The 16,091-nt window shown below is 61.8% G+C and carries 10 protein-coding genes and 4 pseudogenes; 5 read left to right on the forward strand and 9 right to left on the reverse strand.

Annotation, left to right across the window (positions count from 1 at the left end):
* From JEY66_RS44590 to JEY66_RS44600, 3 genes are all read right to left on the reverse strand, one after another.
* A protein-coding gene (locus JEY66_RS44590) for an IS3-like element ISRj2 family transposase (protein WP_109866565.1) occupies positions 1–1,130 on the reverse strand; the annotation gives its coding sequence in 2 pieces (ribosomal slippage) (positions 1–878 and positions 878–1,130; 1,131 coding nt in all).
* 510 nt (positions 1,131–1,640) lie between these two features.
* Complete coding sequence (locus JEY66_RS44595) at positions 1,641–2,078, reverse strand: YybH family protein (RefSeq protein ID WP_018273628.1); 438 nt, start codon at positions 2,076–2,078, stop codon at positions 1,641–1,643.
* Positions 2,079–2,645: 567 nt separating this feature from the next.
* Positions 2,646–3,089: a hypothetical protein gene (locus JEY66_RS44600; protein WP_224518123.1), complete on the reverse strand. Its 444-nt coding sequence runs from the start codon at positions 3,087–3,089 to the stop codon at positions 2,646–2,648.
* A 551-nt stretch (positions 3,090–3,640) separates the two neighbouring features.
* Here JEY66_RS44600 and JEY66_RS44605 point away from each other — a divergent pair.
* Entirely contained in the window at positions 3,641–4,984 is a 1,344-nt protein-coding gene (locus tag JEY66_RS44605) for an IS1380-like element ISBdi2 family transposase (protein ID WP_018272321.1), read from the forward strand.
* 156 nt (positions 4,985–5,140) lie between these two features.
* On the opposite strand, the pseudogene JEY66_RS44610 reads toward JEY66_RS44605, so the two are convergent.
* Positions 5,141–6,178, reverse strand: a pseudogene (locus JEY66_RS44610) (winged helix-turn-helix domain-containing protein); the annotation flags it as partial.
* A 780-nt stretch (positions 6,179–6,958) separates the two neighbouring features.
* Here JEY66_RS44610 and JEY66_RS44615 point away from each other — a divergent pair.
* Entirely contained in the window at positions 6,959–7,312 is a 354-nt protein-coding gene (locus JEY66_RS44615; RefSeq protein WP_018273641.1) for a hypothetical protein, read from the forward strand.
* A gap of 21 nt (positions 7,313–7,333) precedes the next feature.
* Here the strand turns inward: JEY66_RS44615 and JEY66_RS44620 are convergent, their stop codons facing one another.
* On the reverse strand, positions 7,334–8,668 hold the full coding sequence (locus JEY66_RS44620) for an IS5 family transposase (protein ID WP_018273626.1): 1,335 nt from the start codon (positions 8,666–8,668) through the stop codon (positions 7,334–7,336).
* 381 nt (positions 8,669–9,049) lie between these two features.
* On the opposite strand from JEY66_RS44620, the gene JEY66_RS44625 reads away from it, so the two are divergent.
* The gene (locus tag JEY66_RS44625; RefSeq protein ID WP_018273642.1) at positions 9,050–9,235 is read left to right on the forward strand and encodes a hypothetical protein; all 186 of its coding nucleotides are present in this window, start codon (positions 9,050–9,052) and stop codon (positions 9,233–9,235) included.
* Between the two features lie 521 nt (positions 9,236–9,756).
* Positions 9,757–10,886 (forward strand): IS3-like element ISRj2 family transposase gene (locus tag JEY66_RS44630; protein WP_086023025.1). Its coding sequence is split into 2 segments (ribosomal slippage): positions 9,757–10,009 and positions 10,009–10,886, totalling 1,131 coding nucleotides; the frame shifts between segments, so codons are not numbered across the junction.
* A gap of 970 nt (positions 10,887–11,856) precedes the next feature.
* Here JEY66_RS44630 and JEY66_RS44635 read toward each other — a convergent pair.
* From JEY66_RS44635 to JEY66_RS44650, 4 genes and pseudogenes are all read right to left on the reverse strand, one after another.
* A pseudogene (locus JEY66_RS44635) lies at positions 11,857–12,237 on the reverse strand (DUF7007 domain-containing protein); the annotation flags it as partial.
* Positions 12,238–12,280: 43 nt separating this feature from the next.
* Entirely contained in the window at positions 12,281–12,757 is a 477-nt protein-coding gene (locus JEY66_RS44640) for a hypothetical protein (RefSeq protein WP_018273646.1), read from the reverse strand.
* Between the two features lie 92 nt (positions 12,758–12,849).
* Positions 12,850–14,535 (reverse strand): ParB/RepB/Spo0J family partition protein, encoded by a 1,686-nt coding sequence (locus tag JEY66_RS44645; RefSeq protein ID WP_018273647.1) that lies wholly within the window; start codon positions 14,533–14,535, stop codon positions 12,850–12,852.
* Positions 14,536–14,781: 246 nt separating this feature from the next.
* A pseudogene (locus JEY66_RS44650) lies at positions 14,782–15,717 on the reverse strand (lactate dehydrogenase); the annotation flags it as partial.
* 3 nt (positions 15,718–15,720) lie between these two features.
* On the opposite strand from JEY66_RS44650, the pseudogene JEY66_RS44655 reads away from it, so the two are divergent.
* Positions 15,721–16,086, forward strand: a pseudogene (locus tag JEY66_RS44655) (TrbG/VirB9 family P-type conjugative transfer protein); the annotation flags it as partial.
* Positions 16,087–16,091 lie beyond the last annotated feature (5 nt).

The following is a 16,091-nucleotide window of genomic DNA, read 5'->3' on the forward strand; positions in this document are numbered from 1 at the left end:
TCATGCGGCCATCACCATAGCTTGCGTGCCGAAGTAAGCCTCGTCGGGCGTGCGCCCGTCAAGGCTCGAGTGAGGGCGTCCCTGATTGTAGAAGGCCAGATACTTGGCAATTGACGCTCGCGCCTCGGACACGCTGTCGTAGGCGCGGAGATAAACTTCTTCGTATTTGACCGTGCGCCAGAGCCGCTCGACAAACACGTTGTCGCGCCAGGCGCCCTTGCCGTCCATGCTGATGGCGATCTTCGCGTCCAGCAGCACATCGGTGAACTCGAGGCTGGTGAACTGGCTGCCCTGGTCCGTGTTGAAAATCGCGGGCCTGCCGTGCTTCGCCAACGCCTCCTGGACCGCTTCGACGCAGAAGGCCGCCTCCATTGTGATCGAGACGCGATGGGCCAGGACCCGTCGGCTGAACACATCGACGACCGCCGCGAGATAGACGAAGCCACGCCGCATCGGAATGTAGGTGATGTCCATTGCCCACGCATGGTCGGGCCGCTCGATCTTCAATCCGCGCAACAGGTACGGGTAGATCTTGTGACCCGGAGCCGGCTTGCTCGTGTTCGGGCGACGATAGACCGCCTCGATCCCCATGCGCTTCATCAGCGTCGCGATGTGGCGGCGACCGGCGTATACCCCCTCCCGCCGCAGCAACGATCGCAGCATACGCGCTCCCGCGAAGGGATAATCGAGATGCAGCTCATCGAGCCGACGCATCAAGGCAAGGTCCTCGGCCGAAACTGGCCGAGGTTCATAGTAGACCGTGCTGCGAGCCAGCTTCAGGACCTTCGCCTGGCGCACGATAGAAAGATCATGACCGCGGTCGATCATCGCTTTGCGCTCAGCAGGCCCGCCTTGGTGAGCGCGCCGGACAAAAAATCGTTTTCCAACGCCAGCTCGCCGATCTTGGCATGTAACGCCTTCAAATCGACCGGCGTCTCGGCCGATGTCTTGTCATGCCCAAACACGCCGGCGGCGCCTTCCAGGAGCTGGTTTTTCCAGATCGTGATCTGGTTCGGATGAACATCAAACAGTTGCGCCAGCTCCGCCAGTGTCTTGTCTCCTTTGACCGCAGCCAAAGCAACCTTCGCCTTGAATGCCGGAGAATGCGTCCGGCGGCTCTTCTTCGTCATCTTCGCTCCTGATTCGCAGCAAGAATCCTCGCCGCTGTCAGGCAGAAAATCCACTCAAGCTACTGTCCGAATTTGCGGGGCCAGCTCTCTAGTCACCGATCCTCAAATCCAAGGCAATCGCTCCAACGAATTCGGTCCTCAACCGCGACTGCTCCTGCTCATAAGCGAACGCATCATGAAGATAGCCCGCTGGATCATATCCGGCGGGCTGTTCGCGATGGGACTACTTCCCCTTCATCTTCGGGTCATTGATGTCGCGCCCGGGTTGGTCGATCCAGGGCTGCTCGAAGCGCCTTGACCGCTAGCGGCCGCCGGAGAATTGCAGCCGCCGCCGGATCCAGCGCCCCCAGCCCGCGCCGCCGCCGGCTCCGCCTGATCCAGCAGTCGCACTCCTGCCCGCCAGCTTCTGCTACCGACCCAACCCGGACATCTCTTGCACCGGCGGCAAGTAGCCGTTTTGGGTGTCCGGTAAGGCCGCCGCCTCACCGGACGGATTAAGCCTCGACCGCTTTAGTTGAATGTTTGCAGCCTCAATTTGAGCGATCCGTCGGCTTGGCGTTCGAAGACGTGCGTCGCTAAACCACTGAAGGGAGACGGCTTGCCCTCCTTGTCCTTACCCGTAGCGCTCCACTTGGCTGTGCCGAACACAATTTTGTCGTCTCCGCCGGCGTCGATCATCTCCAACTTATGACCCGTCACACCGTTGGCAAAGAGTCCGGCAAAGAACTCCTCGATCTCGGCCGGACCCGACGCCACCTGATGTGTTGGCGGCATCAATTTTGCCGTTGCGACATAGGTGGCGCCGATGGCTTTCTCGTCCTGCTTGTTGAATGCGGCATCCCAAGCGGCGTAAGCCTTCTCCACGTCCTCTTTGGCGTCCGCGGCCAACGAAACTCCCGGCGCGCCGAGCAGACAAATGATTAGTGCTGATGTTTGAGCCAACTTCATAGGATACTCCTCTATTCTGCCTTTCCCGATTTCTCAGATGATCAATCCGATCGTCCGCCGCGGCTGCGCTCCCGCCAGCATGACGACACCGTCGCCGGTCGCGCTGTAGCCGGCCATTGGTTCATTAGGAAGGAGGCGCAGGCGGCGCTAACTTCAACGGCGCCATTTACCTCGGGAGTCCACATCGCGCGCCATGACACCGCTAATGCAGCCGGTCACACATGCGCCGAACTTCAACCACCATGACCAGTTCTGCGAAGGCACATTCATCATGATTGGTTGGTAGGACTCCACCCAATAGTTCGCGGAACAGCAATTCCGGGCAATTACCGTCAACGGCGCTGACAAATGGGAGACGCGGCACACCATTGCCCAGGTCGGAAATCCCTGCGTTGGTTACAGTGTAATTCGGCCTTGGCCCTTAGCTATCATCTGTCTCAATCGCCGTATTGTCGGCTTTGGGCTTTGAGCTGACCAAGGTCGGACACCAGCTAGACAGCCGCTTGTGACCCAAAGCCGACGTAGGTCAGGAACGCGCTGAAGTCGACTTCTGACCCGAAGCGCTCATCATCCTTCCGGCACGCCAGCGAGGCGCCAGCCTTCACACAAGCGCTGCAGCCCGGCAAGGTAAATTGGATTGTCGCTTTGTTGAGCTGCGAGCAAGCGACGAATGGTGAAACCTGAGTTGAGCGCAAGTCCCGTTCTCGCAGCAGTTCGCGCCTCATCGAGCGCGCCGGTCAAGGCCAAGGCAGCGGCGAGCGATATATGAGCGAGATGAAAGTTACGGTTCGCCTCGGTGCTTTTTCGCAGCCAACTGACGGCTTCGACGTCTGAACCAAGCAGCAGCTTGGCCACGCCCGCAAAACACGCCCACTGGTAGGCGAAAACGTCGCGAGGAGAGAGCCGTAAAGCTTCGAGTATATGGCCTTCGGTCTCGGTAGCGCGACCTATGTAGGATTTGGCGAAACCAAGGGCAGCATGAGCGTTGACCAAATTCGGAGCCAGCGCCAACGCATGTTCGAACTCACGGATGCCTTGGGCGGCCCGGTTCGTAAAGGTCTGGACCCAACCCCGAGCCATGTGGGCTGAGGCACTGTTCGGCCTAACCCGTCTTATTCGCGAGAGGGCGCCTGAGAGGCTGGCGAGCGTGGTGTAAAGCGCTGATGCGGCGTAGGATTCGGTTGTGAAGCCAACCCCATCACCTCAACCGCGAACGCCACGCCCGCCATGACCGATGATACGATTTCAGACCACTATCGAGAAGCAAGAATTCAACACAAATAAAACCTCTGCCTCGCGCTCGATCTCTTCATGCTTGATAGTCTCGTTTCGGAGGCTGATCACCTACCGCGTCTAATAGGCCGCTCGCGCCGGTTTCTTTGGACGCGGCACGACCGCGACTCCACGTTTCGGCACAGAAATGATCGGGAGTCACTCAATCTTTCTTCAACTTAACCCGTCTTATTCGTAAGAGTGCGTCTGAGGGGTAAAGCGCTGATGCGGCGTAGGATTCGGTTGCGAAGCCAACCCCATCACCTCCAACCGCGAACGCCACGCCCGCCATGACCGACGATACGATTCCGCCCTTCTCGTTTCCAGCCGTTCACGCCAAGAAAGTCACAGCTGCCTTCGATGGTGGGCGCCTAACCTCGAACGGGGGCGTGATGCTTCTGGCGATGGCCGAGCGGCGTCTCGGTTTGGCCAACAATCTGGCCCGGGTGTTCCCGGATCGGCGCGATCCGACGCGGGTCGTGCACAGCCTTGTCGATATGTTCCGCGCGCGCATGTTCGCGATCTGCTGCGGCTACGAGGACGCCGACGACCTCGATCATCTGCGGTCCGATCCCGCATTCAAGCTGGCCTGCGGACGGCTGCCGGACACGGGCCGCGATCTGTGTTCCCAACCGACGCTGTCGCGGCTGGAGAATGCTCCGCGCCTGCGCGACGTGATCCGACTGACCTACATTTTGGTCGACGCATGGATGGATAGCTACCCGCGCGAGCCGGCATCCGTCACGCTCGACATCGATGATACCTGCGATGTCGTCCACGGCCATCAGCAGCTCTCGCTGTTCAACGCTCATTATGACGAACGCTGCTTCCTGCCGATCCACGTCTACGACACGGAGAAGAGCCGGCCCGTGGCCGTCGTGCTGCGGCCCGGCAAGACGCCGGGCGGCGTCGAGGTGCGTGCCCATCTGCGCCGCCTGGTACGGCATATCCGGACGCGATGGCACAACACGCAAATTACGTTCCGTGGCGACGGGCACTATGCCCGGCCGGAGGCAATGGCGTGGTGCGAGACCAACGGCATCGACTACATCTTCGGTCTGTCCGGCACCAAGCCTCTCGCCAGAAAAGTCGACGAGGTCGCCGACGACATCCGCACCCGACGCGCCATCGAGAACCTGCCGGTTCTGCGTGGCTATACCGAGACGCGCCACAAGGCAAAGTCCTGGGATCGCGAACGGCGCACCGTCGCCCGTATTGAGGCGACGATGCTCGGCCTCGACATCCGCTTCGTCGTCACCAGCCTCGATGTCGGCTCGGCCGAGTGGATCTACGACAGCCTGTATTGCGCGCGCGGCCAAGCCGAGAATCTGATCAAGCTGCATAAGACGCAGCTCGCCTCCGACCGCACCAGCTGCCGTTCGGCGCTCGCCAACCAGGTCCGTCTCGTGCTCCATACGGCCGCTTATTGGCTGATGCTGACCGTGCGCGACGCCATTCCCAAAGTCCGGGAATTGGCCGCTGCCGAGTTCGCGACGCTGCGTCTTCGGCTCTTGAAAATCGCCGCCCGTGTCGTCGAGACCACGAGCCGCATTCGCCTTGCGTTTGCCGCGGCATGTCCCGAAGCCGACCTGATCTGCGGCTTGCCCGGCGCGCTGCTGCCGCTCGGTCCTTGACCGGCGGGGCGTCCGCCCCCGTTCGCCCAACCCATCCCTCAAGCGCGTTGCAAAGTACCGGTCGTCAGGCGGCGAAAAGCCGAAGGCAATCCTGTGCGCCTCGTCAGACAAGATGTGCGGCCGCATCAATCGGGCCCAAAAGCCGCACTCTCACGAATAGGACGGGCTAATCGACAACACCTTGTTCACCATCGCCTCGGCCGCCGCAAGCCGCGCGGGCCCATCATCCGTCGTAAAGCTACCTCCAACTACCGTATCAACATTTGCCAGACCAATCATTGCTTCGACGTTGCCGGAATCGAACTCCAGCGAGCGTTCGAAGAAGCCCCGCGCTTGCGTCACGCATTCAAGGCTAATCCCCTTCATCAACCAGGCCCGGCCCTGGAAGCACAAGTCCATCGCATCGGGATGCAGCGTACGCTCGGCTCGTCGCGCCTCAGCCTCGATGAGCTGGGCACCTAGTGTACCGGCGAGCCTCGACACGATTTCGTCCTGCATATCGAACAGGTCGACGACAGGCTTCTCGAAGCGCTCGGCCCAAAGATGCTGGCCGCTCCTGGCGTCGATCAGCTGAACATTCATCCGAAGTCGCTTGCCGCTGCGTTGCACTGAGCCTTCGAGCACGTAGCGAACGGTTAATTCGCGGCCGACTTGCCGTACATCGACTGCTCTATCCTTGTATGAGACGGCGCTGTGCCGTGCGATGACAAATGAACCAGCGATGCGCGACAAGTCCGTGGTCAGATTCTCGGTTACACCATCCACGAAATAGTCCTGCTCGCGATCACCGCTCAGGTTCGCGAAGGGTAGCACGACGATGGACAGGCGCGGCGGCGCGTCGTCGGTTCGCTCGACTGGGCCCACCGTCTGACTTGCGGGCCTCCGGTCTTCCTGCACTGCACGAACGAAGCGGAAACCTTTGCGCGGCAATGTTTTGATCAACTGCTGTTTCTCGCCCGTGTCGCCGATTGCGCTCCGGGCGGCATTGAGGCGAGTCGTCAGCGCAGCATCCGAGACGATGCGACCCTTCCAAACGGCGTTGATGAGGTCGTCCTTGCTGACGACGCGCTCTCTGTTTCGGATCAGGTATTCGAGTAGATCGAACACTTGTGGTGCGAAAACAACCACGTCTGTTGCGCGCTGCAGTTCGCGCCTGTCGGTATCAAATGCGTAATCCTCAGAAAGAAACCGCAAGCTGCATTCCCTCTCCGGGGCCACCCTCGGAAACCATACCAATAAGCTGCCAGTGAGGAAAATGTAAGCGAGCTGTTAGTGCGCCACTAGCGACCAACGCCTTCGTCCTTAGATCCGCGGCCGGACTGGCGTTCCTTATTCCCTCTCCTCCCGCTTGTGGCCCTTAGAGGTCGACCCAGCATGTCCGCTAGATGTCCGCTCCTTGGGGGTGAAGCAGACTTGATATGCTCAGGCCGAGTTCTTCCGGGTGTGACCCGTAGCGCACTGGTCGCGCCCTTTGCGCAGCGAAGGCGCAAATCGAGATTGCGGAAATCGTTGGCTGACCGCTTTCGTCGCTCGCGGAATCATACCGGATGGCAGACGACCTATCCTTGCGCCGGACCAAAAGAAAAGCCCGGCATCGCTGCAGGGCTTGAGGTCATGAAAAAATTTACGTGATGAAGGCTAGTAGCAATATGTTTTTCCCGTTATTCCAATCTCCTTTGATGAACATGCGTTCGCGGATGACGAACGACAAGAAGGCCGCAATCAGGGTTGAAGCTGCACGAATGGCTTGGGCCAACTCGCAATAATTGCGCAAAGATTCATTCCCCGAAAATGGACCAATTGAAAATGCCTAGCGAAGAAAGCGGTAGTGAGGGGTTCAAAACGACCAGAACCGCTGCGCATCGGTACGGCGGCTTCTGGGCGGCCTATTGACCAACCTATTGGGCTCGACCCAAGACCACGCGCAAGCCCCAGCGACTGGCTCAAGGCTCGGCTAGCCCCTATCCTGTCGCCATGATCAACACCGCGCTCACCCGCCGCCGCGCCGACAATCCGCATGAGGAAACCTGGCAGATCTACTTCACCGATGTCCGCAACGGGGCCATCGGCGTACGCGCCGGCGTACCTGTGCACGCCGATCAATGGGAATGGTCGCTCGGCTTCTATCCCGGCATGGATCCAGGCACCGGGCGAAGGGGCATAGCCACCACCTTCGAAGCCGCGCGCGAGGCTTTCGAGAACGCTTGGTCTGAGCTACAGCTGAGCATCCCGGACAATGCATTCGCCGAATGGCACCGCGATCGCGACTGGCGGGCCGCGGTGGCGGCCAAGCGGGCGCGTGGCGAGAAACTCTCTAGTCCGCAGTGAAGAACGCGGACGAGCGCTGATTTAAGCGATCTTTTGTGGCAGGACGGTTTCAGCCAACGCCCGGATGATGACGCGCAAAAGCTCTGCGAGCCATCGTAGGAGCAGGCCGAAGTTGTAGCCGGCAGCGGCGAGGACGGCGTTGATGCGGTCGCCGAGGCGTCCCTTGAGATAGTTTCGATCCATGCGGTGCTCGGCCTTGATGTGGCCGATGACGGGCTCGACAGCCGCGCGACGCTTTATCTCGCGACGGATGGAAGCCGTGACGCGACGAACCTGACCAGAGATCCAGACCCTGAACCGATGCGGGTGGTTGTGACCGCGGTACCCTTTGTCGACGTGGATGCGACGAGCCTCCACGCCGGTCAGCTTCTCCATGTCGGCGATCACGGGGCCGAGCGTGTGGCCGTCGAAGGGATTGCCGTGCAGCGCTTTGGCATGGAGCACGAACTGTCCGCCCTTCGGAGACGTCACGGGGGTGGCGATACTGATCTTGCAGCCGAACTCGTAAGGCGCGCGGGCTTTGCCTTTGCCGATGCACTCGACCTCCGGCGCATGTAATGCATAGACCTTGGGGCCGCGCTGATGCTGATCCTGGCTGCGCACCTGCTGCGCTAAACCGAGCAGCGGGCCGAAGCGAGCTTCCAGCACCGCATCGCCATCAATCTTGCGGCGGATGTCGCGGATGATCCGGCCAAGCCGTGTCCGCAGGAACTTGAGCTGGCGCCGGGCGCGTTTGAACTGGTGGGCGTGGGTATAGCGGCCGACCATGATGGCGGCGCGCTTGGCCAGGCGCAGATAGCTCTGGCGCAGCGGCACACGGTTGCGCTTGGCGAGCCCGACGAGCTTGATGATGGCCCGATGCATCAGCCGCGCGTCGGTCGGGTGCGCAACTGCCTTGGGCTGCACCGTGGTATCGACCACCACCCGCTCCAGGTCCTTAGGGCCGATGGCGCCAGTCTTGTGCGCCACCGACAGACTTTCCTGGATGAGCGCGACGAGTTGCTCCTCGCCGAGCCGCTGGCGCCAGCGTGTCATCGACGATCGATCGAACGGCAAACGGTGGCAGAAGCTCAACTCGCCACAGAAGTATTGGTAGTAGGGATTCTCAATCCACCGGGCGCACAGCGCCTCATCTGACAGATTGTGCATGTGCTTCAGGATGAACAGGCCGGCGACAAGCCGCGTCGGCAGGCCTGGCTGCCCCGGACCGGCCTGGCACACCGAACCAAAGCGGTCATCCAGAAACTTCCAGTCGATCAGCGCCGCCAACCGCACCAGCGGGTGGCCCATGTCGAGGATTTGATCAAGCGCCGGAAGCAACAGGTCCTTCTGGCGATCGTCCCGCGGTTTGCTCATCGCCGTTCCCAATGCCGATGACCCGCGGTCAGGGAATCACGAATCGCGCGAAAGCAAAATCCCAAAACGCAAGAATGCGCGGCCCGACACCCGGCTTTCCTGCAAAATCGAATACTTTATCGAGACAACTTCTGCCTATCTCTCAGGCCGATCTGCATTCTTCACGAACGACTCGACAGCGAGATCCGGAGCACGCTGATGCGCTGCGTTTGCGGGACGACATTCGACAGCTGGAAACCGGCGGAGAGCTACCCGCACCGCGCACACATCACCGCCGCCCAGGCGGCCAATGGGACACGCTGAAGCACCGAACAACGCCCCTATGCGGATCCGGAAGCGGCCGCGCGCAAGCTCGTCGAGCTCGCAGCGAGCGTCGAAGCCGTGCAGGACGGCCGCATCTACATCGAGCGGATCAACGCGCCCTTCCTGTTCAAGCTGAAGGGCAGCGGCAGCGAGTTCGGCGCCGGGCTCAAACACGCGATCGAGCGCGGCTGGCTCCAGCTGCACGAGAGCGGGACTTACGTGCGCTTGGCCCGGGCGGCCCACTCACTCAATAGATCAGCGTAAAACACAACCAGCCCGAGAGAAGCGCGCAGAAACCAATTCCCATAAAAGGCAATGCAAGGCGCATCGGATATTTCATGGCGGTCGGCCGACGACAACGAATCTGAAGTTGTATCTTTGGGAGGTAAGGGGCCGCCAACTGACGCGGCCTTAGTTCATCTTGCGCCTGAGCTTCCGAACGATCTCACGAAGCTCAGCGGCATACTCCTCAATGATCCGGCGCGCTTCGTCTAAGCGCGAGGGCTTGGGCTTTTCGGGCTCGCTCTGTTCCTCAGGCTTTCCCATGAGGCCCAGCGTCCGTGATGGCGGCCAGCGTCTTTTGATCTAAATCAAATCACGCCGAGCCGCCAACTGAGGCGGCCTCAAATCGTCAGGATTAGCCAGACGATTAGGCCAGCGTTCACGGTGCCTACGGTGACAATGCCTGCCCGAATAAAGAGCTGGCCCCGCAAATTCGGACAGTAGCTTGAGTGGATTTTCTGCCTGACAGCGGCGAGGATTCTTGCTGCGAATCAGGAGCGAAGATGACGAAGAAGAGCCGCCGGACGCATTCTCCGGCATTCAAGGCGAAGGTTGCTTTGGCTGCGGTCAAAGGAGACAAGACACTGGCGGAGCTGGCGCAACTGTTTGATGTTCATCCGAACCAGATCACGATCTGGAAAAACCAGCTCCTGGAAGGCGCCGCCGGCGTGTTTGGGCATGACAAGACATCGGCCGAGACGCCGGTCGATTTGAAGGCGTTGCATGCCAAGATCGGCGAGCTGGCGTTGGAAAACGATTTTTTGTCCGGCGCGCTCACCAAGGCGGGCCTGCTGAGCGCAAAGCGATGATCGACCGCGGTCATGATCTTTCTATCGTGCGCCAGGCGAAGGTCCTGAAGCTGGCTCGCAGCACGGTCTACTATGAACCTCGGCCAGTTTCGGCCGAGGACCTTGCCTTGATGCGTCGGCTCGATGAGCTGCATCTCGATTATCCCTTCGCGGGAGCGCGTATGCTGCGATCGTTGCTGCGGCGGGAGGGGGTATACGCCGGTCGCCGCCACATCGCGACGCTGATGAAGCGCATGGGGATCGAGGCGGTCTATCGTCGCCCGAACACGAGCAAGCCGGCTCCGGGTCACAAGATCTACCCGTACCTGTTGCGCGGATTGAAGATCGAGCGGCCCGACCATGCGTGGGCAATGGACATCACCTACATTCCGATGCGGCGTGGCTTCGTCTATCTCGCGGCGGTCGTCGATGTGTTCAGCCGACGGGTCCTGGCCCATCGCGTCTCGATCACAATGGAGGCGGCCTTCTGCGTCGAAGCGGTCCAGGAGGCGTTGGCGAAGCACGGCAGGCCCGAGATTTTCAACACGGATCAGGGCAGCCAGTTCACCAGCCTCGAGTTCACCGATGTGCTGCTGGACGCGAAGATCGCCATCAGCATGGACGGCAAGGGCGCCTGGCGCGACAACGTGTTTGTTGAGCGGCTCTGGCGCACGGTCAAATACGAAGAAGTTTATCTCCGCGCCTACGACAGCGTGTCCGAGGCGCGAGCGTCAATTGCCAAGTATCTGGCCTTCTACAATCAGGGACGCCCTCACTCGAGCCTTGACGGGCGCACGCCCGACGAGGCTTACTTCGGCACGCAAGCTATGGTGATGGCCGCATGACCGTCGCCGACGATTTTGTCGTCGCTCTGGTCGGGCTACGCCCTCCCGACGCAACGACAAAATCGTAAAGCCCCGCGTTCAGCATAACCCGGCAGGAATCCACTTAAATCCAGCGGGGCGCTGTCCAAACAACCGGGGCCAGCTCTATGCGATCAAAACGAGCGCCATCGACACTGCCGTCGAGAGGTGCAATTCGTGCGGAGTCTCAGTTGAAACTCATGTCTTGTCTAGAAGCACAACCGTACTTGTTTCGTAATCGTTCGAGTAGGACACCTTCCGTTTGACGCTGTTCAAACTCTTCGCCCACGCACCACTCATCGATAGTCCGCACGCGCCCGAACTGAGCACGGAAACCTGACTCGTGCTCCCAGATTGTACCCCACAGCCAGACTGAGCCAATTGCGAGAGCAACTGGCCCTTGCTGGCCCGTTGGTGGTGGAAGAAGAGGCGGGGACCGCCAGGTGTTTGCAAGCTCTCTCCGGGCCGGTACGCTCGTAATGAAGCGCTCGACCAGGTCTCTGGTCTTGAAGGCATACACCCCGGCATGGCCACTATCGTTCATACCGCGGCCTGACATCGGCTCTTCAGGGTGCCAATGGCGCCAGCTGTGTGGTCCAAACAGATTCTCTTGCCAAGAGACAACCCAATACCGATAGCCAACAAGTTCGCCGACCACAAAGCTCATGCCGGTTCCTTTTCAGGCACCTTAGTCGGAACTTCGGGAAGATCAGGCGGTTCTGGACTGATCACAGGCTCGTTCAAAGGGATCACCTCATGTCGCCTGAGAGGTTCACCAATATCGGGTTCCATCGCTGTCCACCTCATTTGTGTCTTCTCTTGTACCCCTTTCGGCGTGGTTGTTTCTCATTTTCTTCAGGCAATTTAGAAGTACTTCTCTAGGAGACAGCAAGTGATCTGACGCCGGTAAACCATCCCACTAAGTACGACGGTCTGCTGCCGACCGAAATGAGACCTTGCGGTTGCGCTCGGCCGAGAGATGAAAGCCGCCGTGGCCTGCCGTCGAATGGCAGACAACGCCTTCCGCATAGACGGTTGCACCCTGCGACGGCCCCCATGGCGTGTTCGCATTGGAACCGGCGTCGCGACGGCCGAGCGCACGCTTCTCGCGCTGATGCTCGGCGTTCTCCAAGACCTTTGTCCGGAAGGCCACCTCGTCGGCGAGCCCGCCGGAATGGCCGTAGAAGTCAGAGCGCTTCCATTCGGCGATCGGCCGGTTGATGCGCCAGCCGCTCGCGAGATAGTGGCGGGCGTTGCGTCCCGGCAGCATGGCGAAGGCCGTGTCGCCGACACGAGCGACGAGATAGCCGTCGCCGCTGCGGCCGAACTCTATCTCGAATTCGAGTCCCTCACGGTGGTGAGAGGTGAGGGCGTCGTCATTCGGCCGTCCTCCCCTCCATGACGTTGGCTGTCGGCGCATCGGCTGTCACCTCGTCGAGAACCGCATCCGGATAGCCGTGGCTCTTCAGCCAGGTTTCGGCGTCGGCGCGGCTGCTGGCGAGATAGACGAGTTCGGCGTCCTCGCCGGGTCGGCTGAGCACGCGGACCGCACCGACCCTCGGGCGTTCGGTCACGACGAACCTCAGGTCGCTGTCGACCGAGAAGGTCCGGTGGACGCGAAGCACCACAACTCCGCCGCCGCCATAGTCGCCGGCGTGCAGTGTGATGGTGGCGCCGATGACGGTGTTGCCGACGCGGCGTTCTGCCTGCTTGCGGATCAGCCGGCCGCCGCTGTTGCGGTGTTCCCAGGCCGCAAGCTTCTTGCGGTGCCGCTCCGGTGGCCGCGGCATGCCGTCGGAAAACCGTATGATCGCTCCGAGCGGGACGAGGTCGTAGATCAACTGCGCGGACATGGACGTCCTCCTTGTTCGTGGGTGTTGGAAACGAAGCCGCCGCCGGCTGGGCCGGCGGCGGGGTGTCATTCGGATTGTCGATGGCGGGCTTGCTATTCAGCCGCCTCACGAAAGGCCTCGACGTCCGAGGCTTCGCCGCCATCCTCCTCGCCGGCGTCCGGGTCCTCGACCTGATCGTCGGCCTCGTCGGCGGCAGTGACGACGTTCTTCGCCATCCAGGCCAATAGGGCGACCTTGTCCGGAGCGAACAGCGCTGCCGGATGGACGAAGCGGCTTTCCTTGAAGTGCTCGACCAAGGCGGCGCGGGTGTCCTTCACCTTCTGGCGCGGGAGAACCGACGCGTCCTTGCACGAGCCTTCGAGCGCGGCGCGCGACAGGCACGACAGGAAGTCGTCGGTGCCCATGTTCGGCAGGAAGTTGTCCGCGACGACCACCTCGCCGGCGACGCGCGCAACGATGCCGCTGTCGGTGCGGTTTTCCCGGCACGAGAGAACCTCAACGAGGATCGAGCGCGCCGCGACGCGCAGCGTGTCCATGTCGAAGACGAGCTTGCCGTCCTGATCGAACAGCGTTGCGGCATGGCGCGCAATGCGCCGGTTGCCGTAACAGGTGCCGCCGCTACCGGAATCGACCGAGACGTTCTGGCCCGCGAACGCGAGGATCAGCAGCGCCATCAGCGCATCGTCCTCGATTGGCGCGCGTGCCAGCGCCTCGTGGAGGGCGTCCGTTCGGAAGTCACCGATGATCTCGACGCCCTTGCGCGTCACGTCGGGACGCGGATTCGAGACCGCCGTACTTTCATCGGCAGCATCAGTGCCGGCCGGCGCGCCCTTGTCCTTCGCCTTCTTGACCGCAGGCAAGCGGTAATGCGCGCTCTGCACCCGGCCGTCGCGATCGAGATACATCGCCGTGCAATCCGACTTCGACGGCTTGCCGTAGACGCGCTCCGCCTTCGGTGGCAGCTTGACCTCGCCCCAGCTCGTCGTCTCGGCGATCATGCCGCGCTTCGGCAGGTTGTTCGTCATCCATTCCTGCTGTGCGCCAAGGAACGCCTCGACATCCGTGGTGTAGCGGCTGTCCTCATCCGCCGGCGCGAACAGGTCCTCAACCCACTGGATGCCGTAGGCCTGGGCCAGGTCGTCGCCGAAGCTGGCGTGACGTGCGTACATGCGGGCCTTGGTCAGTGCCTGCGCCACGCTCCCCCACGAAACCTGCGGATCGGCCTTGGAGGGCTTGTGCTTCTTCCAAACCTCCTTCTGCTCATCGAGCGCTGCCGAGGCGATGGTGCGGAGCTGACGCTCGTCGGGCATGTCGCCCTTGGCCATGTGGTCGAGCATGGCAGGCAGCACGTTTGCCAGCAGGCGGAGCTTCCTGATCTGCCGGACTGCCAGACTGAGAGCGACACCGATCGCCTCCTCGGTCCAACCGAGCGCGACGAGGCGTTCGATCGCACGCCACTGGTCGACGGGATTGAGCGCCTCGCGGGCGATGTTCTCGATCATCGAGCGCATGGCGCCGTTGTCGTTCGCCGCCTCGTCGACGAGGACGTCGATCTCCTCAAGGCCGGCGGCGATGGCCTGCTTCACGCGGCGATGACCGGCATTGATGACATAGCCGTTGCCGCCGCCGGTCTCGGGCGTGATGACCGGCGGCTGGACGATGCCAACCGCCTTGATCGTCGCGAGCAGTAGGGCGTCCGCCTGCGGCGTCGACTTCGTCTGGCGCATGCGATCGGGATTTTCGTTCAGCGCACGCGGATCAATTTTGATGAGTTGCATGGGTTTTCTCCTGTTCGGGTTCGCGGACCGCGCCTTGCGGGCCCTTCCTCGTCTTCTTCCCGAAGACACCCCCCGGCCCGCGGAGCGGTCGGGCCGGCACAACTGCGGCCGAGCATCCCTGCCAGGCCGGACGAGCAGGGCTAACAGCCCTGCGAAGGACGACGGGCTGGGATCGCGCAGGCGGCGGTTGTGCGTCAGCGCTGCCGGCCTGACCGCTCTGCGAGCAGGCCTTCCCTTCCTCCCTCATCACGCTGCAATTGCGCTCTCGCCCGCGCCCTCCACATCTGTCGCAAGGGCTTTCTCGACCTCCACCAACTGCCTGCGCTTCTCGGCGAGATCGGCTGCGAACACGAATTCGCCGTCCTCGCGCGACCGGTACGAGGCGAGCCGGCGATGTGCGTCGGCGAGACGCCGGCGATAGCGCTCCCGCTCGCCCTCGAAATCGTCGAATGCATGCTCAAGGCGAGAGATCGCGCCGAGCGGCGTTACCGTGACGGGCAACTCGATCTCATGCTGTTCCCCGGTGCGGATCAGCGAGGTGCTGTACCGATAGCCGTCACGGCCGTAACGCTCGCCGGAGTACGCGAGGTCGAACCCGCCGATCGTGGCGATGATGGTCTCGCCCTCCTGCTGAAGCTGGACGAGGGTCAGGATTTCCTTCATCAGGGCACGGCCGGCCTCCTTGCGCTCGACACAGCGCTTGCCGGCCACGGTCGCGGCGAAGCCGTCGCCAACGGTCGGAACAAGGCGCTCGATATCCTTGCCGACCTCCGCGATCCGCCGCGTGCAGAACTCGATGTCGCATTCCGCGTCTCGGATCTGCCGACGGACGGCGTGCTGGTCGTCGATATGCGCCGCGCGCAGACGCTCCAGCCGGGCGATGTCGGCTTCGAGCCCAGCCTTTAGCATCAGCCGCTGGTCGCCGCTCGCGATCGCCTTGGCCATCGCGAACTGGTTGGCCTGGCCTTCACCGAGATCCTCGAGCCGACGGATCGACGTGTCGCCGGAGAGCGCCGCGGCGATGAAGCGAGCCTTGCGCTCGTTGTTCTGCCACATGCTTGCGTCGAGCGAGCCCTCGGTAGCATAGGAGAAGATGTCGATGACGTCGTGCTGGTTGCCCTGGCGCTCGATCCGGCCCTCGCGCTGTGCGATCTGCGACGGTAGCCACGGCACGTCGAGGTTGACTTGCATTATGCTTACGGCGCCCGGAACTGGCGCTTTTCTGCCCAAGGCTCGATCGACCTCGAACCCGACGCCGTCTTCGACGACGGCAAGGAAACCACCTTTCGCTTCGCTGGCAATCGCGAGATCCCGGCGATCTATCTGATCAACTCGGACGGCTCTGAAAGTCTCGTCCCTAAGGATGTCCGTGGCGAGCTCGTGGTGGTCCACGCCACGGCCCGCGAGTTTCGACTGCGCAAGGGCGACATCGTGCTCTGCATCTTTAACGAAGCGTTCGATGCTGTCGGCGTCAATCCCGGCACCAACACCACGAGCCCCTCGGTCGAGCGGCGGGCGAAGAGGTCATCTCCAACCCTTAAGGCACGATAGGCGAG

Origin of the sequence: Bradyrhizobium elkanii USDA 76 (genome assembly GCF_023278185.1) — a bacterium.
GTDB lineage: Bacteria > Pseudomonadota > Alphaproteobacteria > Rhizobiales > Xanthobacteraceae > Bradyrhizobium > Bradyrhizobium elkanii.